General features: G+C 44.9%; 13 protein-coding genes. 2 read left to right on the top strand and 11 right to left on the bottom strand.

From position 1 onward, the window contains the following. Nucleotides 1–63: 63 nt before the first annotated feature. The 11 genes from IGJ01_RS11460 to IGJ01_RS11510 all read right to left on the bottom strand — a co-directional run bounded on the left by IGJ01_RS11460 (nucleotide 64) and on the right by IGJ01_RS11510 (nucleotide 14,740). On the bottom strand, nucleotides 64–663 hold the full coding sequence (locus IGJ01_RS11460; RefSeq protein ID WP_005234774.1) for a YczE/YyaS/YitT family protein: 600 nt from the start codon (nucleotides 661–663) through the stop codon (nucleotides 64–66). Between the two features lie 107 nt (nucleotides 664–770). Beyond that, the gene (locus tag IGJ01_RS11465) at nucleotides 771–2,255 is read right to left on the bottom strand and encodes a response regulator transcription factor (protein WP_008378952.1); all 1,485 of its coding nucleotides are present in this window, start codon (nucleotides 2,253–2,255) and stop codon (nucleotides 771–773) included. Next, on the bottom strand, nucleotides 2,248–3,996 hold the full coding sequence (locus tag IGJ01_RS11470) for a sensor histidine kinase (RefSeq protein ID WP_061054512.1): 1,749 nt from the start codon (nucleotides 3,994–3,996) through the stop codon (nucleotides 2,248–2,250). Before IGJ01_RS11470 ends, IGJ01_RS11465 begins: the two co-directional genes overlap by 8 nt. Beyond that, nucleotides 3,989–4,609, bottom strand: coding sequence for a DUF624 domain-containing protein (locus tag IGJ01_RS11475; RefSeq protein WP_008378954.1), 621 nt, complete (start codon nucleotides 4,607–4,609; stop codon nucleotides 3,989–3,991). The genes IGJ01_RS11470 and IGJ01_RS11475 overlap by 8 nt, the downstream gene beginning before the upstream one ends. 273 nt (nucleotides 4,610–4,882) lie before the next feature. Next, nucleotides 4,883–6,352, bottom strand: coding sequence for an ABC transporter substrate-binding protein (locus IGJ01_RS11480; protein ID WP_061054401.1), 1,470 nt, complete (start codon nucleotides 6,350–6,352; stop codon nucleotides 4,883–4,885). Between the two features lie 27 nt (nucleotides 6,353–6,379). Further along, nucleotides 6,380–7,300, bottom strand: a complete 921-nt coding sequence (locus tag IGJ01_RS11485; RefSeq protein WP_430601096.1) for a carbohydrate ABC transporter permease — start codon at nucleotides 7,298–7,300, stop codon at nucleotides 6,380–6,382. Between the two features lie 13 nt (nucleotides 7,301–7,313). Continuing rightward, complete coding sequence (locus IGJ01_RS11490) at nucleotides 7,314–8,195, bottom strand: ABC transporter permease (RefSeq protein WP_086294872.1); 882 nt, start codon at nucleotides 8,193–8,195, stop codon at nucleotides 7,314–7,316. A gap of 240 nt (nucleotides 8,196–8,435) precedes the next feature. After that, on the bottom strand, nucleotides 8,436–9,827 hold the full coding sequence (locus tag IGJ01_RS11495; protein WP_016613579.1) for a glycoside hydrolase family 1 protein: 1,392 nt from the start codon (nucleotides 9,825–9,827) through the stop codon (nucleotides 8,436–8,438). Continuing rightward, on the bottom strand, nucleotides 9,820–10,695 hold the full coding sequence (locus IGJ01_RS11500; RefSeq protein ID WP_016613580.1) for an ROK family protein: 876 nt from the start codon (nucleotides 10,693–10,695) through the stop codon (nucleotides 9,820–9,822). The genes IGJ01_RS11495 and IGJ01_RS11500 overlap by 8 nt, the downstream gene beginning before the upstream one ends. Nucleotides 10,696–10,698: 3 nt before the next feature. Beyond that, on the bottom strand, nucleotides 10,699–13,377 hold the full coding sequence (locus IGJ01_RS11505; protein WP_430601097.1) for an alpha-mannosidase: 2,679 nt from the start codon (nucleotides 13,375–13,377) through the stop codon (nucleotides 10,699–10,701). 73 nt (nucleotides 13,378–13,450) lie between these two features. Beyond that, complete coding sequence (locus IGJ01_RS11510) at nucleotides 13,451–14,740, bottom strand: glycoside hydrolase family 125 protein (RefSeq protein ID WP_016613582.1); 1,290 nt, start codon at nucleotides 14,738–14,740, stop codon at nucleotides 13,451–13,453. Between the two features lie 155 nt (nucleotides 14,741–14,895). Between IGJ01_RS11510 and IGJ01_RS11515 the strand changes: the two genes are divergently transcribed. Next, a complete protein-coding gene (locus IGJ01_RS11515; RefSeq protein WP_430601098.1) occupies nucleotides 14,896–15,948 on the top strand; it encodes a GntR family transcriptional regulator in 1,053 nt (350 codons plus the stop codon). 5 nt (nucleotides 15,949–15,953) lie between these two features. Continuing rightward, complete coding sequence (locus IGJ01_RS11520; RefSeq protein WP_034872311.1) at nucleotides 15,954–18,104, top strand: GH92 family glycosyl hydrolase; 2,151 nt, start codon at nucleotides 15,954–15,956, stop codon at nucleotides 18,102–18,104. Nucleotides 18,105–18,169: the final 65 nt, after the last annotated feature.

Genomic DNA, 18,169 nt, shown 5'->3' on the forward strand with positions numbered 1-18,169 from the left:
CCTTAAATGGAAGCAGCAAAAAAGCTGCCCTCACAGACAGCTTTTTCCGACTTATTCTCAAGGCTAGGCGTTTTTCCTTCGGGCAGCGATGGTTTTCATGGTGGCTTCAAAGATTGGGCCAATAAAGACGATACACAAGAGAGTACCTAACCCCACACTGGCGCCTAACGCAAAACCGATCAAGACCATCGCAGCATCCAAGCCGATACGGATCGTTTTTTGGGTCAATTTGCTTCGTTTATAGATCAAGGCCGTCAAGGCTTCTAACGCCGCTGAACCTTTGTTGGAAGAAACGTAAATGCCGGCGCCGATGCCAAATAAGATCGGTGCAGCGAAAATAGCGATCCATGGGTAGAAAGGCAAATGAATTGATACTTTGTCCATCACTGGTTCAAAGATCCCAATCAACAAGCCTAAGCCGATCCCGTTGATAAAACTGCCAATGCCTAATTCGGCACGATCAAAGACTGCAACGATCAACAAAACAACAATGTTAAAACACAAACTGGCTATCCAAAAAGGGACATCGATAAAATTCAAAATTCCTAACAAAAACGTACTGATCGTATCATATCCTTGATGGGCAGTGATCAATAAGGATATGGCTAACGCAATCAGCCCGGTACCTATCAAAACTTGTGCAAATTTTTTGGTTTCTTTCACAACATCACGCTCTCTTCTTTATTTTTCCTCTCTTAGTTTACCGTGAAAGCGTCACAATTACTATCATTTAATCACAAAAACCGGATTTTTTTTGAAGAAATCTAAATTCAATCAAGGGATTCATAATGCTGTTCATAGGTATCGCGAAACTCTTTGGGGGTCAAACCATTCAATTTCTTAAACATTTTGGAAAAATAGTTGGTATTGTTGTAACCAATGCGATCCCCGATCTCACTGATCGTGGCTTTCGAATGAAGCAGCAGCTGTTGGGCTTGCTTGATGCGCACCAGATTGACATACTGATTAAAGCTCATTTCCGTTTCTTTCTTAAAGAGCTGCCCCAAATAAACAACACTAACGTGCAGTTCTTCTGCCGCTGATTTGACCGTCAAATCATGGGTATAACCTTCTTCAATCAGCTGGATCGTCTTTTGAACGATCTCTGAATAACGTTTTTGCGGCGGTTGTGATTTAGCCAGCTCCAGCACATCATCAAAGAGTTGCCGCAAATCTGCCAATGTATTGGACTCGCGGATTCGTGCTAAAATCTGCTCATGGTTTTCTTGGGAAAGCACCGGCAGTTGCCGATAAATATCATTGAACAATAAAAAAGAAACATAACGAACATGCTCAGGGTCTGCTTGGGTTTGTTCCAAAATAGCGAACATTTTATCTAGCTCATGTTGGATTGTTTTAACATCCCCGATGGTCAGCGCTTTGTTAAAAGATAGAAACGGTAGTTCTTCGTTTCGCTCTAATATATCCACGTGGATCGTCTGTTCTTGTAAAAACAGATCTGGATAGAAGGCTTGCAGCGATTGAACCTGCTTGATTTTCTCATAGGCTTTATACAAATTCTCCCACTCGTTGATGGTTTCGCTCATGATCAACTGCCAGTCTTTACTATTAAGTTGCTGGGCTAATGCTTTTAAGTCAGCGTTGATTTGCTGTCTTGGTCCGGCTGCGGTAATGATCACTTGGTTTTCATCTAATCGCCCTGGTAAGATCAATGGCTGATCGTGTTGCTGAAAAAACGTCGTGATTTTTTGTAAGATCTCGGCAGTCCCATTGAACTGCAAAACGGTAAAGGGGGCTGCTAGCGGCACCCTCTGTTGCGCCAGCAAATGGAGGTACTCGCTTTCGTTCAATTCATCATTCAACCAAAGCAGCAGGCTTGATTCTTGATAAAGTTCTTTTTCTGCCAACAGTTTTTGCTGCTCCTCTAACTCAGCTGCAATCGCTTGAACACTGCTACGCAGTTCTTCTTTGTTAACAGGTTTGACTAGATAATTACGCACACCTAACGCCATGCCTTGTTTGACAAAGGCAAACTCTTGATAACCAGATAGAATGATCGAAAAAAATCGATTCCCAAACGCTTGCGCTTGACGGATCATATCGATGCCGTTCATTTCTGGCATCCGAATATCCGTGATCAGCAAATCAACGGAATGTTCTTGTAGATACTCGAGGGCCTCACTAGCACTTTTCGCTGTATGCACCACCTCAAAGCCCAGCTCTTGCCAAGGCAAGATCATTTGCAGCCCTTGCAAGATCATATATTCATCATCAACGAACATTGCTTTATACATCTGCCTCATGCCCCCTTTGCAAATTGTTTTCATCTAGACGGATCTTGACCGTAAACCCAGCGGCTGCTTGAGACGTAACGTCCATTTGATAAGCGCCATTGAACATGCCCCGCAACCGTTCGTGAACATTTTTGATCCCGATTGAGGTTTGGGCTCCGATCTCCTGATTTTGCAATTCTTCATGAATCATCCCTAACTGCTGCGGATCTGCGCCTTTGCCGTTGTCTTTGACTTCAATCACGATTTGACCGGCTTCTTTATAAGATTTGATACTGATGGCGTTATCATTGCGCTGATAATCGATGCCGTGAACAAAATAGTTTTCGACAAGTGGCTGCAGTGTGAACTTCGGCAATTCCAACTGTTCTAATGCCGGATCGATGGTTACATGATAGGCGATCTTATCTGGGTAGCGCATCTGAAACAAGTAGACATATTTTTCACAAAAATCGATTTCTTCTTTTAAGGTCTTCGTCTTTTCTTGCGTCGTGTTGTTCCGTAATAGGGCCGAAAAAGCATAGACGACATCCGCCAGCTCTTCTTGGTTGCGGCTCAAGGCATACATTCGAATGTATTCTAACGTGTTATACAGAAAATGCGGATTGATCTGGGCTTGCAGCGCCCGCATGTCGGCATCCCGTTGTTTGATCTCTAGCGTGTAAATATCTTTGATGTACTCGTTGATACTGTAGGTCATTTGATTGATGGCTTCTGCGATTTCTTTCAGCTCTTGTTGGACATTGGCGGTATCGATCCGTTTGTCAAAATTCCCTTGGCTGACTTCTTTCGTCGCATAGACGATCTGCTGTACTTGCGATGTATAGCGCTTAAAGGTGCGATGAAGCACCCATAGGACTAATAAGAGAATCCCGATCCCGAAACTAAAGATCCAGATGGCACTAGAAAAAATATCACGCCAGATCACCCTTTTTGACAACAAAACCAGGGACACTTCTCCGCTGACAGTGGTTTGTTTTTTGATATAAAAGTCTTTCGAAAGAGTGTCGTGAATGGTTCCGTGAGCAACCGCCTGATCTATTTTGGCTAAAGTTTCCTTGCTGAGGTTCGTGGCATCCTTGTACAGCCGCTGACCATTTGAGGTATACAAAAAACTGTTGATTCCATGAATTTGGTTGTCTTCTTGTCGATTGGCTAAAACATCGTCTGAACGAAAGATCACGTAGACTTGGCCTAAGGGCTGGGCATAATTACTTGGTTGGGCGATCGAACGAACAAAAAACAGACGATTTTTTAAATCAATCTGTTTGCCGCTGTGTTTTTCTCCGTAAGGTGTATCCGGCGTTGCCACTAGTGTCTCATTGCTTTCATCCAATTGAATGATGATCTCTTCGATACTAGGATGATTACGAATCAAACGATAGAGAATATTTGGTAAGTAAACACTTTGTCCCGTCTGGCGAAAAATATCATTACTATAGGAAAAATAATCTGGCAATGAAAGCTGCAAATAGTTGCGTAATGATTCAAAGGCGGTATCTGAACTAGTAAATTCGCCAAGTACCGTTGAAACAACGGTATTTTGGTCTTGTACATAAGCATCCAGCTGCATGCTTGTGCTCTCCACTAAACGTTCACTCGTAGTAAAACGATCCGCTCCGGTATAAGCGGTCAGGACCAGCATAATAATGATGGAGATGATCACCAAGAGCACACTGTACAGCTGCATCAACTGATTGATCAAAAAATCATGTTTGAACAAACGAAAACGCCACTTAGTCATGTGCCAAATCCCGATCAATGACGTTTTTTTCCTGGCTGATCGCCACATGGCACCATAAAATCAGTAAGCTGAAGGTTCCAAAGAGCAAGAGCCCTTTCATCATCCAAGTAAAAACTAGAATACTAGCGATCCCAACCAGTAATTTTAGAAAGGTCGCCATATGAAGAAACAGACACACAAAGGACAATTTCAGGTTATTCCACAAGGAAATCTCATAAGACGTGTCAAAAACCACACTTAACAGGTACAGTAAAACACTCAATCCACTGACAACAACTAAAACAAAAGAGATCATCAACCAAATCAAGCCTTGGATCTGGGTAGCTAAATACAAGTTATACACTAAGAACCCTGTCAGTAGGAAAAACAGATAAAACTGCTTGTTGGCCTTGACAAAGACGTTGCGCCAAATGCGCCATGCACTACGAAAGCTTTGATTCTCATAGTTCAGTCCATCTTCGTGGATCAAAGCACTGATGGTATGAAACGCTGGACCGATTCCTAAGATTCCACCACCGGCAAGCGTCAATACGACAAAAAACAAATTCAACTTCACGATCGCCCAAATCAAGCGAAAGCCCTTGACCAACCCGCTATTTGCTGTTTCTTCCATTTAAATTCCTCCCTTATTTGTTCCCTACCGAAAATGTAGCATGATTCCAGCTTCCTACTCAAGCTACCTGAGAATCTTTTAATGCTATGTACGTTTTAGATGCAACATGCTTGCTGTTTGAACGTTAAAAACAAAAGTAACGTTTTTTATCAAAGATTTTGCTATTTACTTTAAAAGAAAAAGCAGCCAAAAGCTAGACGTGGGAACCATTGGTCCTGATGCGTTTAGCCTCCGGCTTGCTTGATCTATTGATTTATGAGAACCACCTGTTGCTTATTCTTGGCTTGCGCGGTACTCATCAAATTGTTTTTGCATTTCATCGCGGACCTTCTCCCAGCCAGCGGTTTTTAATTCTTCGTTTAGTTTCGGAACATTTTCTTCTGGATCGATCGTTCCGGTTGCTAAACTTGCTTTGTAACGGTTCATGACATTGGCGATATTCGTGATTTCTGTTTTCACGTTATCAGTCTTGAAGTTGAACCCTAAGATTGGTGATGCTTCCGCGTTAGCGATGTTTTCATCACGCTCTTTGATCATATCGTCTGTGATGGATTCTTGTGTGTAAAGGATCATGTTGTTTCCAGTGTTCCAAGCAGCCATCCGGGTATTTGGCAAGTAGCCATCAAGGAGACGGATTTTGTTGTCTTGGCCTTCGATTTTTTCCCATGCTTCGCCTTCGACACCCCAAACCAATCCATTCAACAATTCAGGATCGCTGTTCAACAAGCCCAACACTTCCACTGCTTTTTCTTTGTTTTTCGAAACATTCGCTACGACAAAGTTTGCCATTTGCGCTTGTCCGGTTGATTTTAATTGTTTCGTGATTGGACGTGAAACCAATTCATGACCTGCGGCATTGCTTAAGATCGTATCGCCGTAATCCATTGGTCCTTGGGTTTCTTCACGCATGAACCATGTGTTGCCTTCTAATGGGTAACCAGTTGTATTGGTGGCTGCATCGGTTGGGATCAAGCCTTCGTTGTACCATTTGTGCATCAATTTCAAGTTTTCCATTTGTTCATCATCTTCGTATTGATTGATGATCTTCGTTGTATCGCCATCCAATTTGACAGCAAATGGGTAATCTTTCCCGATCACATAATCATAGTTTCCAGAAACATTAAAGGTTTGTCCGATCGCAAACGGTGCGATGTTTGGTTCTTCTTCTTTGAACTTCTTCAACACGTCTTCGGCATCCGCATAAGATTCGATCCCGCTGATATCCAAATCATATTTATCTAAATACTCTTTATTGAAGGTCAAGACTTGTTGGGCATAAATATTGCCGTTGACTGGAAAGGCATATAATTTTCCGTCGATCGTATTGCCTTTGATATAAGATTCGTCTAATTGATCATACGCTTCTTTGGCATATTTTGGTGCTAACTCCGTCAAATCTGCATACGCGCCTTTTTGCGCATTCGCAACATAGTTTGAGGCAAAGGAAATATCGTAGTTTTCACCCGATGAAATGATGGTGCTCATTTTTTGATCCCAGTCTCCCCAGCCGATATACTGCAGATCGATGCGAGCGTTGGTTTTTTCTTCAATGCGTTTATTAGCGATCTCCATTAATTGATCAAAGTTTTCTGGCTTGTCCCCGACTTGATACATCAATAAAGTCGTTACGCCGTCTGCATTGTTTTCTGAATCGGATGTTGCGCCGTTCGACCCACAGGCAGCCATTCCCAAAGTTGCCGCTGCGGCCATCCCAGCAAAAGCTGTTTTTTTCCACAAATTCATTTTTGTTTCCTCCCTATACTTATTTGATTATTCTTTGACGCCACCAATTGTCAGACCACCGACAAAATACCGTTGGAAGAATGGATAGGTGATCGCAATCGGTAAGGTTGCAACAACAACGATTGCCATGCGAGCAGTTTCGCTTGGCAAAGCGGCCAAACCACCTTGGATCTGGGCAGCCATACCAGAGCTTTTGGCTAGATAGTCCAAGTTACTTTGAATCCGCATCAAAAGTGCTTGTAACGGCACTAAAGAGTCTTTTTGAATATACAACAATGCATTGAACCAGTCGTTCCAATAGCCAAGAGCGGCAAATAGACTGATCGTTGCGATCCCTGGAACCGCTAAGGGCAACACGATGGACAGAAAAATCTTCATTTCGCTGGCACCGTCGATGCGCGCAGATTCTATAATACTATCTGGTACCGTCTTTTTAAAGAAGGTCCGCATAACAAGGATATTAAAAGGCCCTAAGGCAAGGGGTAAAATCAACGCCCAAATCGTGTCTTTCAATTGGATCAAGTTGACCATCACTAAGTAATTGGCAACCATCCCTGGCGCAAACAACATGGTGATCAAAGCGAAGATCGTAAAGAACCGACGGAATGGAAAATTTGAGCGAGAGATGACATAGGCATATAGCGAAGTCATCGTTGCATTGACGAAGGTACCAAAAACAGTGATAAAAATAGATACGCCAAATGCTTGGAGAATTTTGCTGCTCATTTGTCCGCTAAACAGGTAGGTATATGCTGCGAACGAAAATTCTTGTGGCCAAAAGCGATAGCCGTTTTCTGCCAAAGAGGTTTCACTGGTCAATGAGATCGCGATCACAAAGAGAAACGGCAAGACACAGGAAATCGCGAACAGACCGATCACGATATTAAAAATCAGGTTGACCGTTGGGTTAAAGGAGCGGATCTCGACTTTCGTTACTTTTTTCTTCATTTATCCATCCTCCTTAGAATAATGCTGAATCTGGTTCTAGTTTACGAACAACTAAATTCGCTGTTAGTAATAATAATGCCCCAACCACTGATTGATAAAGGCCGGCAGCTGCGGTCATCCCGAAGTCGCCTGTGGCAGTCAGTCCATTATAAATGTACGTATCTAAAACGGAGGTGACTTGGTACAACGCCCCAGAGTTTCGTGGGACTTGATAGAAAAGTCCGAAGTCGGCACGGAAGATCCCACCGATGTTCAAAATCAACAAGACGGAAATCATTGGAATCAGTTGTGGCAACGTCACATTTTTAATCTGCTGCCATTTGCTGGCACCATCGACCATCGCGGCTTCGTAATACGTTTGATCGATCCCGACCACTGACGCATAATAGATGATGCTGTTGTAGCCTAAGCTCTTCCAGACATTCATAAAGACGAAAATAAACGGCCACCATTTCGGATCAGCATACCAGTTGATTCCTTCACCGCCCATACCCGTGATCCATTGGTTGATGATCCCTTTGTCTGGACTCAAAAAGGCATAGACAAAGTACGAAATAACCACCCAAGAAAGGAAGTACGGCAACAGTGACATCGTGTGATAAACTTTTACCAAACGCTTATTGCGTAGCTCACTCATTATAATGGCAAAGGCAATCGCAAAGAATAGGTTGAATGCTAAAAATACGATATTGTAAAGTAATGTATTTCTAGTGATCAGCCAAGCATCATTGGATGCAAATAAAAATTTAAAGTTATCAAAGCCGACCCACGGGCTTTGTTTCAAACTGGCAAAAAAGCCGTCTGGTGAAATGTGGAAATCTTTGAACGCCACCACATTTGCGAATACAGGTATATAGAAAAAAAAGATAAACCAGACAACACCTGGCAAAGCCATCAATATTAACGCTTTGTATTGCCAGACATTCCTCCAAAACCCCTTTTTCTTCACATCTCATCATCTCCTTCATGCTACTAGAATAACGCTTTCATCCCTAAAAAATAAGGAACAAACTAAAGATAAAATGAAACAAATTAAAGGTCTTTGTTTATATTTTGTTTTTATTCTCTAAAAACCAGAAAAACGTCCTACCTTTTGCAAGATAGGACGCTTCATTGAGTTGTTTTTTACAAAGGATCAATCGACAAAGCCGTTTTGCTGAATCACTTCGCGGAACCACTCACCTGACTTTTTGATGGTGCGTTTTTGGGTAGCCAAATCAACGGCAATAAACCCGTAACGATTTTTGAATTCATTCAGCCAAGACCAATTATCCATGCAAGTCCACATGTGATACCCGCGGCACCGGCTGCCTTCTTGGATTGCTTGGTGAACATACCGCAAATGATCTTTGATAAAGGTGATGCGGTACTCATCTTGGATCTGACCGCTGGCATCGATAAAGCGTGTTTCATCTTCGACTCCCATGCCGTTTTCTGAAATATAACAAGGGATATTGCCGTAGTTGTCTCGTAGGTTGATCAAGGTATCATAAATGCCTCGTTCATAAATTTCCCAGCCTCGATGGGGATTGATTTTCTTTTCTGGCCAATCATAAACATCGAAGTAATCTTCTGGCATTGGAGTGTCCGCTGTTTTGGCAGAACGCTTTTGCTGCACCCGCCGCGGCTGATAATAGTTGACCCCCAAGAGATCGACCGTGTTTTCTTTAATGATCTGCAAATCTTCTGCTCTGGTTTCTGGCATGATCGCCAACTCGTTTAAGACAGTGATCAATTCTTCCGGAAAGGTGCCTTTGACCGCTGGATCTAAGAAGGAACGGTTGAAAAAGGCATCTGCCAGTTGCGCCGCTTGGCCATCTTTTTCATCATTCGGATCTTTCGGATAGGTCGGTGTCAAATTCAAGATGATGCCGATTTCGCCTGATTGCTGAGACTGACGGAAGCGTTGGATCGCTAAAGCGCTGGCGAGTGCTTCATGGTAGCCGACTTGCACCGCATGTGCCAAGTTGATTTCTGCTGGGTAATGCTGTTGATACAAATACCCCATCTCCACTGGCACAATCGGTTCATTTTGCGTGAACCAATGACGGACTTGATCACCGAACAACTCAAAACACAAAGCGGCATAATCTGCAAATGCTGTGACAGTCTCGCGATTGAGCCAGCCGCCTTCTTTTTGCAGTGCCATCGGCATATCAAAATGATACAAATTGATGAAAGGCTCGATGCCATTTTCGATCAAAGTGGCGAAGTACTCGCGATAAAACGCCACCGCTTGTTGATTGACCGCTCCTCTTCCTTCTGGCAGCAAGCGACTCCACTGGATCGAGGTTCGAAAAGAATTAAAGCCGATCTCTTTCATCAATGCTACATCTTCTGGGTAACGCTGCAGCAGCTGGACGGTATCTTTGGGTCCCCGTTTTTGATAAAAGCGTTCTGGTTCCGTTGCGTACCAATAGTCCCAAATCGAATCGCCTTTGCCATCATCGGCCGTTCGTCCTTCAGTTTGCGGACCGCTGGCAGCGGCTCCCCACCAAAAATCTTTAGGAAAATGCAGGTTAGTCATGGGCAGTCACCTGCTCTTTGCCTGACAAGAGACAGCCGATAATGCCACTTTTGTTCGGCAAGCCCCAAGTGACGATGTAGTCTTCCACTGGTGGTGTCTCCATATAGCCTGCCATTTGTTTCAGGAAGGCTTGTTGGATTTGAGCTAGTAAATGCGGCTGATTCATGACCCCACCGCCTAAAATGATTATCTCAGGTGCTAAAGTTAACGTGATATTGACCAGCGCTTGCCCTAGATAAAAGGCCTGCAACCCCCAAATCTCGTGCGCTTGCGGCAAGTCTTGTCCTTTGATCCCCGTACGTCCTTCCAAAGAAGGCCCTGCGGCTAATCCTTCCAAACAGTCGCCGTGATACGGGCATGTACCAGCATACATATCTTCACTGTGGCGTTTGACATAGGTATGACCGATTTCTGGATGACCGATCCCTTCGAAAATCTTTCCTTCACGAACGACCCCGGCGCCAATGCCGGTCCCTACCGTCAAATAGACACAGCTGTCTTTGCCTTGTGCCGCTCCTTGGCGTAATTCTCCATAAGCGGCAGCATTGACATCTGTTGTCCAAGCAAATGCTGTCTCTGGGTAGCGCTTCTTCAACGCACCGAGAAAATCGAACTGCTGCCAGCCCTGTTTCGGCGTGGCTAGTATGTGGCCATAGGTCGCTTGGGTTGGATCGATCCCGATCGGACCAAAGGAACCGACCCCTAATGACACGAGATCGTAGGGATCGAAAAAGGCAAAGATCGCCGCTAACGTTTCCTCTGGCGTTGTCGTTGGGATCGACTCTTGGGCGATGATCGTCAGCTGTTCATCGGCAACGGCACAAATCATTTTTGTGCCGCCGGCTTCAATTCCTCCGTAAACCATCATTTCTCACTCCTTTACTCCAATGGTTCGAATTTCATATGGGTGTAATTGCTCATTGACGGACGATGCTTGTTCTTCCTCTAATAGGTTCAACAGACAGAGTGTCGCCTGCTCTTTTTGCACATGAAAGGCAGTGGCTTGATCCGCCAAATTATAGCCCCGCAAAACGATCTGCTGGTCTTGGCGATTGCGTTTTAAGGCGGTGATAGCTACCGTCGTTCCATGAGCTTCCATATATTGGTTGCTGCTGGCTAGCTTGCCTTGATGCTTGTCGGTCTGGCTTGCCGTCCAAGGAACTTGGGCAGCTTGTGCTTGGCGATACGTTTCATAACGTTCTTCAGGAGCCCCATGACAGGCTACGCCATATTCAAAGGTGTGGCTGCCTAAGCATTGCGCTTCTGGTGTTGGGAAGTAGCCCCAATCGCCTAGCTCTCCCGTACAGCGCAACAAGGTCAAGCAGATCTGATCCTTCACGATTTCATATTCGTTCAAACCAAAATTAGAAACCGTCATGCCGCCTGTTTCATCATGCAAGTTGACAAAGGCGTGTTGATGCTGCGGATTCGTTGGGTTTTCCCAATGACTGGAAACCTGATTCGGCCGTTTTACGACTTCATAAATGCTGTCAGCTTCATGGAAATCCGTGATGATCCCTGTTGGGAATAAAACCCGCAGTCGGTGATCTTTGCTTTGGTTGTTGACGGTGGTTTTAAATGCCAGGCGGTTGCTGGTTCGTTCTAAGCGAATCTCCGTCTCGATCTTGAAAGCAACCAATTCTTGACTCCGCTGTGCTTTACGGAAACGGAAATCGACGACAGCTTTTTGTTCTTCTAACAAACGGTCATCTGCTGAAACAGGAATCTGTAATTCTTGTGTCAGTCGCACAATTCCCACCAGCGGATCGTTTTGTTCGATCGTCACCTGATGCGGAAATTGCGTCGATAAGATTGCTTGATCCCCTTCTGGTTGTTTGAAGATGTACTCATTGGCGATATCCCCCACATCCTCGAAAACCAGTAAATTGCGATACGTTTTTTGGGTTGCTTTGTCTGTAATCGTCAAGCTGCCGTTTTCAGTAATGACGGCTTCCAAATGTGCGTTGGCAAGTTTACGCCCTCCTTCTGAAACGATCGGTGCGCTCTCTACTGGCGTAGCGGCTTTTTCCACTAGGGCAAAGGTCTGCCATGAAAATTCCGGCAACTGGTTTGCTTCTACTTGAACCGTGACAAAGCGTTTCATGAAAGGAATCCGAAAGGCATCTTTAGGCAATTCATAGTCAAAAAGGACCTCTTCTTCACTGATGATCGCAGCAACAGGTTTCCCCTGTTCATCGATCACCGAAAAAGAACCTTTTGGCTTCGCCAATAATTCGTGGTAAAGCTTGCTTGGCAATCCTTCACGGAATGTTTTACGCTCAAGTTCGATCACGACTTCCACTAAACCAGAACGGGTGCTGCCAGTGGTGTTGAAGACCACAAAGGGACGACTCTCCTCAGGAAACCTGCTCGTGTCGATGGCGGCTACTAAATTGCGTAACGCTTCATCTGCCACGAACTTACCAATTTCATTGGCTTTTTCAAACCGCGGCATCATTTCTCGGTGTACTTCGTCCACTGAACAGCCGCAGATACTGTCGTGAGGATGATTTTGCATCAATGTTTTCCACGCATGATCCAACATATCGTGAGGATAGCTGCCGCTTGCTTCATAAGCCATAGTTGCTAATGGTTCAGCGACATTTTCTAATTGGCGGGAAACCTTTGTATTCCATTGTTTCAGATAGACTCGGGAAGATGCGGTATTGGCTAGAGTATACCAACCATCGGTTTCTTGACTGGTCAATTCACCTGTGACAGTTCCTAGGTCATCTGGCAGATCTGCTTGCACCGCTTCAAGGTATTCGGTAAAGCTGGCGTGTTTGAATTCATACTCTGGGAAAAGCTCGTTAGCTGTACGAATCGCTGCCGAAATGTCTTTTTGGACAGGTTGATGATCGACCCCATTCATCATTAAGTAATGATTGGTGGCACCAAATTTCTCTACATCTTGCAATTTTTGCGTCCAAAAAGCTTCGGCTTCTGCTTTATCCACCGGAATCTCATTGCCATTGGAGTACCAGTTGGCAAAAAGTAGACCAAAGATTTGACTGCCATCTGGTCCTTCCCAATGCATTTCAGAATATTGGGAAGTAAATTGATCATCGGGTAAAACTTCGTTGTCAAAGCCGATTGGTTTGACGCCACGCCCAAATGCAGCACTTTCAAGATTGGCTTGCAGCATCATTTGCGGGGTTTGCCCCATATTGCCGAAAGTATCTGGGAAATACCCCAACATAACGGGGGTGCCCCACTTTTTGCTTTCTGCCATTCCAATCAGCATATTACGGGTGTTTGATTCAGCACTGATCAAAAAGTCATCTTGCAAAATATAAAACGGACCGATCTGTAATTTCCCTTGTTTGATGGCCGCTTTGACCGCTTCGTGTTTTTCAGGTCGCACTTCTAAATAGTCATCCAAGATGATCGTCTGCCCATCTAGGTGGAAGCTGTGGAACTCAGGGTCATTTTCAATTAATTCTAAAAGATCATCCATCAATTCAACTAGCCGCATGTGATGCTGTTCGTAAGGCATGTACCATTCCCGATCCCAGTGGCTGTGAGAGATGATATAAACTTGTTTCTTCATTGATTTTTACTCCTCGCTGTTTGCGTCGTTGGACTGCTTTTTGTGTCACTCGAACGGTCGTGGGTCGTGCTGCTTATTTTTCCACTCGGATATCGAAATAATCCATGACCAATTCACAAAACATCATGTTCGCCCAAGAGAACCATTCTCTCGTGTATTGCGAAGGATCATCGACATCGAACCCTTCATGCATCAAATTTGTACCCGCATCTGTCGCCACTAACTGATCCAGAATTCGTTTCTTTTCTTCTTTGTCAGTGGTGGTCATGCCTTCCATTGCCATGGCGATCGGCCACACATAATTTTCTGGCGTATGAGAGCTGCCAATGCCTTTAGCGTATTTGCCTTCATAGAAATACGGATTTTCACTGCTTAACAACGTTTTACGGGTCTGAAGATAAAGGGGATCTTCCATACTGCCATACCCCAAGTAAGGGGCGGCGATCAAATTCGGCACGTTGCTGTCATCCATCAGTGTGCCGTTGCCGAATCCATCCACTTCATACGCGTAGACTTCTTCGCCAGCTTGATTTTTGGTCAACCCGTATGCTTTAATCCCTGCTTCGATCTCTGCTTGCAATTTTTTCGCTTGTGCCACGATCGCGGTATCTTCTAAAACCGTCGTAAAGATTTCTTGGATATAGCCTAAGACCACCACCGCAAACATATTGGAGGGAATCAAATAGCCGTATTTGCAGGCATCATCACTTGGTCGAAAACCTGACCAAGTCAAGCCAACGGGTTTCACCGGCGCGCCTTTGCCGTCATGAGTCAAGGTATCTTCTTTTCGCCAGGTATCCCGTTCAAAGCGATACGGGGATTCCTCATGGTTTTGTTCTGTTACAAACACCTCCAAGGCTTTTTTGATGCCTGTTACAAAATCATCATTGAACTGATCTGTTCTGCCTGTGTTTTTATATAGCAGATAGGCCAGTTGGATCGGATAACACAAAGAATCGATCTCATATTTGCGTTCCCAGATCCAATCGTTCATTTCTGTATCGTCTGTTTGGTGGCCAGCGCCATTGGCTGATTCGTTAAAGGCATTTGCGTAAGGATCGATCGTAATATAGTAGAATTGCTTCTTGACCAACCCGCTGATCATACTTGCTAAGTCTTCATCTTCTTTGGCGATCACTAAATACGGACGAACTTGCGCAGTGGAATCTCGCAGCCACATGGCTGGAATATCCCCCGTCAGTAAAAAGGTCGTGCCATCTTCATGACGCTTGACCGTCGTTAATAGTGTATTGGCAAAAGCTGCATTAAAATTTTTCGCCCAATCGGCATGCGTTTCTCCGCATAGATCCGTAATCGTTTCCATAAATGTTGCTACTGAAGTTGGTATTTCTTTATAAACCATTCCATCACCTTCCCTGATTTGATATATCAATTTACGAACCTAGTATATCATGAATCATGTGAATGTCTAGCGCTTTTTCAAAATAATTAAAGGGTTTTCATTTTTATCGGTTTATGGTATGCTAACAAATATGATATATCAAAAGGGGTTTTCTTATGAAACAACCATTATATAAAAAAATTTACTCGGAGCTTCACGAAGCCATCGTTGAAGGGCGATTAGCTCCGGGCAGTCGTGTCCCTACTGAAAAAGAACTATCTGAACAATACCAAGTCAGTCGGATCACCTCTAAAAGAGCCTTGACGGAACTGGAACAAAATCAGCTGATCTATCGCGTGCAAGGCAGCGGCAGCTTTGTCCGAGAATTGAAGGAAAAAAAAGCGACTGGACGAATTTTGTTTGTCTTGCCCTTTGCCAATGATCTCTCTTTAGGAAACTTTACCGAAGGCATTTACCCCGTGATGCAAGAACACGGCTTTGAACTTTTGATGACACCAGTGGATTATTTGGAAAAAACGACGGCAGCTGAGCTGATGCAAGAATTCGACGGCCTGATCTATTACGCCAGCAATACGTTTTCTTACTATGACTTGCTGTTCGAATGTGCTGAAAAACACTTTCCTATCGTGACCTTAGATAAAAAGTTGCATGAGTTTGAATTTCCAGCGGTCATGCCAGATAACTTTCAAGGTGGACAGCTAGCTACGGAGCATTTACTTGCGTTGGGGCATCAACGGATCGCTTATATTTTTGGTGATACCCATCATCCACAATCCGTCCGTCAGCGTTATCTAGGTTACATCGATGCGCTGAAGAAAGCCCAAAGAACCTTTCGCACCAAGCTAGACGACGCGGCTGCCAGCATCGCAAATGCGCTTGCCTACCTGGAAGAACATCAGGTCACGGCAGCCGTCTGTGAAAATGACTTGATCGCCATCGAATTGATGCGTGCACTGCGTCAAGCAGATTTGCACGTCCCTGCCAACATTTCCCTGGTTGGTTTCGATAATATCCAAGCCGCTGCCCTCGTTGATCCAGCACTAACGACCATCGGGCAGAATTTTGCGGAGATGGGGCGCTTGGCAGGAAACCAAGTGATTGAGAAAATCAACGCTGCGAAGGCAGCACCCCCAGTACCAACGGAGACGACCACCCATTTAGTGGCTGTTTCTTTGATCAAAAGAGAATCAACCCAATTAAAGGAGTGAACCAAGTGAACGTATCAATGATCGACACACGACACGGAACAGACAACCAATATAGTTTTTCCCATGGCAACTGCCTGCCTTATACAGGGGTTCCTTTTGGCATGAACTACTTTGCCCCGCAAACCAGCGATCAACGAGGCAGTTGGTGGTTTCATCCAGAAGATCGAACCTTTCAGGGCTTTCGCATCACCCATCAGCCTAGCCCTTGGATGGGTGATTTCAGCCATCTGACGATGCTGCCGATAAACGGCACGCTTTCTGAAAATACCCTTTTCCATGCGCAAAGCTCGTATCGTCCGGAAGAAAGCACCTTTAATCCAGCCTTTCTTAAAATCAAGACGCAGCGGTATTTAACAACAACGACTTTGATTCCCAGTATGTATGGCGGTGTGCTGTCTATTGAAAACTGCGGGGATCAGCCGGGTCTTGGCTTGTCACTGCCGGGTGACTATGTCTTAGAACAGTTGGATGAACAGACAGTGGCTGGTCAACTGATCGTATTTTCAGGATGCGAAGACGAAAGCTTCACCATCCATTTCGTCTATCGTTTTGAAACACCCATCACGGCGATCGAAGGTGCCTTGACAGGCAAAGAAGCCTTCGTCGTTCTCCGCTTTGATGATTGCCAAACACAGACGATCCGTTTTGCAACCTCGTTTCTCAGTCGCGAACAAGCTTGTTTGAACTTGCAGCGGGAACAGCAATGGGCTCCTGCCGATTATCTGGCTTCTGTCCAACAGCAATGGAATCATTTTTTGCAAAAAATCGAGATCGAGCATCACGATCAAGCACAAGTTTCTACTTTTTATCATAATTTTTATCGCTTATTCTTGTTTCCTCAAACCTTCTTCGAAATCGATCAAGAGGGTCGCAAAGTGCACTGGGATACCTTGGCAAAAGCGATCAAACCAGGACCACTGTACACAAACAACGGCTTTTGGGATACGTATAAAACTGTCTACCCGCTCTTTTCACTCTTGGCTGTCGAACAATTGGAAGACATGCTGGAAGGCTTTTTGAACAGTTATCGCGAAAGCGGCTTTTTACCAAAATGGCTATCACCTGATGAGCGGGGGTTGATGCCCGGGACGCTGATCGATGCCGTGATCGCTGATGCCGCAGTAAAAGGTATCCGTCCCGATTTGATGCCCGAATTTTTAGCAGCGATGAAAAAAGGTGCCACCGTCCAAAGTGAAAATCCCAATTATGGTCGGCGCGGCACGACGGACTATTTGACTTACGGGTATGTGCCATTGACGCATCATGAATCGGTCAATCACACCCTTGATTATTGTTACAGTGATTTTTGTATCTCACAAGTCGCGCAACAGCTGGGTGACGAGCAAGCAGACTATTATCAGCAGCAATCGCAAAATTACCGCAACATTTTCGATCAGGAGACCGGCTTTATGCGGGCAAAAGACCCAGATGGCGCTTTTCGTCCAGAGTTTAGTGACACACGCTGGGGCTTGGATTATGCAGAAGGCAGTGCGTGGCAAAGTAGTTTTGCTGTTTACCATGATTTCGCTGGCTTGATCACTGCACACGGCGGCAAAGCGGCCTTTGAAGCAAAACTGATCGACTTGTGCAATCAAGAACCTCGCTATACGACAGAAGGCTACGGGTTCGAGATCCATGAAATGAGTGAGATGGCCGCACTCGATTTTGGTCAGCTGGCGATCTCCAATCAGCCAAGCTTCCACTATCCGTATCTATTCAGCTATTTGGGCAAACCAGAAATGGCACAGCCCTTGATCAAGCAGCTACTGACACAGTGCTTCAATGACTCACCAAAAGGCTTTCCTGGCGATGAAGACAACGGCAGCATGGCTGGTTGGTACATCTTCAATGCCTTGGGCTTTTATCCAGTCACACCGGGGACAGGCGAATATGTCATTGGCATGCCCTTATTTGATCAAGCAACACTGCATCTTGCTTCAGGCAAAGACTTAGTGATCAAGAGCACGCCCAATGCGCCGCAACAGCTCTTCGTGGATAAAATTACATTGAACGAAGAACCCTTCGAGCGATTATTTTTCACCCACCAAGAATTGACTGCCGGTGGTACATTGAACTTCCAGCTAGGTATCGTCCCTCGCAGCAAAGAGTGGTCAGCCGATGCCTATCCTTATAGCGTCAGTCAACCACATGCATAACGAAAAAACCGCTCCTTAGCAACAGGCAGCAGTCTACTTTCAGTCAATTGAAAGTGCACGCTGTC

Source organism: Enterococcus sp. AZ089 (genome assembly GCF_050547225.1).
Taxonomy (GTDB): Bacteria; Bacillota; Bacilli; order Lactobacillales; family Enterococcaceae; genus Enterococcus_D; species Enterococcus_D entomosocium.

Bases quoted from the DNA above. Each gene is read 5' to 3' on its own strand.
- IGJ01_RS11515 (WP_430601098.1), top strand. From the start codon at position 14,896: ATGAAACAACCATTATATAAAAAAATTTACTCGGAGCTTCACGAAGCC.
- IGJ01_RS11465 (WP_008378952.1), bottom strand. From the start codon at position 2,255: ATGTATAAAGCAATGTTCGTTGATGATGAATATATGATCTTGCAAGGG.
- IGJ01_RS11505 (WP_430601097.1), bottom strand. From the start codon at position 13,377: ATGAAGAAACAAGTTTATATCATCTCTCACAGCCACTGGGATCGGGAA.
- IGJ01_RS11495 (WP_016613579.1), bottom strand. From the start codon at position 9,827: ATGACTAACCTGCATTTTCCTAAAGATTTTTGGTGGGGAGCCGCTGCC.
- IGJ01_RS11470 (WP_061054512.1), bottom strand. From the start codon at position 3,996: ATGACTAAGTGGCGTTTTCGTTTGTTCAAACATGATTTTTTGATCAAT.
- IGJ01_RS11475 (WP_008378954.1), bottom strand. From the start codon at position 4,609: ATGGAAGAAACAGCAAATAGCGGGTTGGTCAAGGGCTTTCGCTTGATT.
- IGJ01_RS11500 (WP_016613580.1), bottom strand. From the start codon at position 10,695: ATGATGGTTTACGGAGGAATTGAAGCCGGCGGCACAAAAATGATTTGT.
- IGJ01_RS11485 (WP_430601096.1), bottom strand. From the start codon at position 7,300: ATGAAGAAAAAAGTAACGAAAGTCGAGATCCGCTCCTTTAACCCAACG.
- IGJ01_RS11490 (WP_086294872.1), bottom strand. From the start codon at position 8,195: ATGGCTTTGCCAGGTGTTGTCTGGTTTATCTTTTTTTTCTATATACCT.
- IGJ01_RS11480 (WP_061054401.1), bottom strand. From the start codon at position 6,352: ATGAATTTGTGGAAAAAAACAGCTTTTGCTGGGATGGCCGCAGCGGCA.
- IGJ01_RS11510 (WP_016613582.1), bottom strand. From the start codon at position 14,740: ATGGTTTATAAAGAAATACCAACTTCAGTAGCAACATTTATGGAAACG.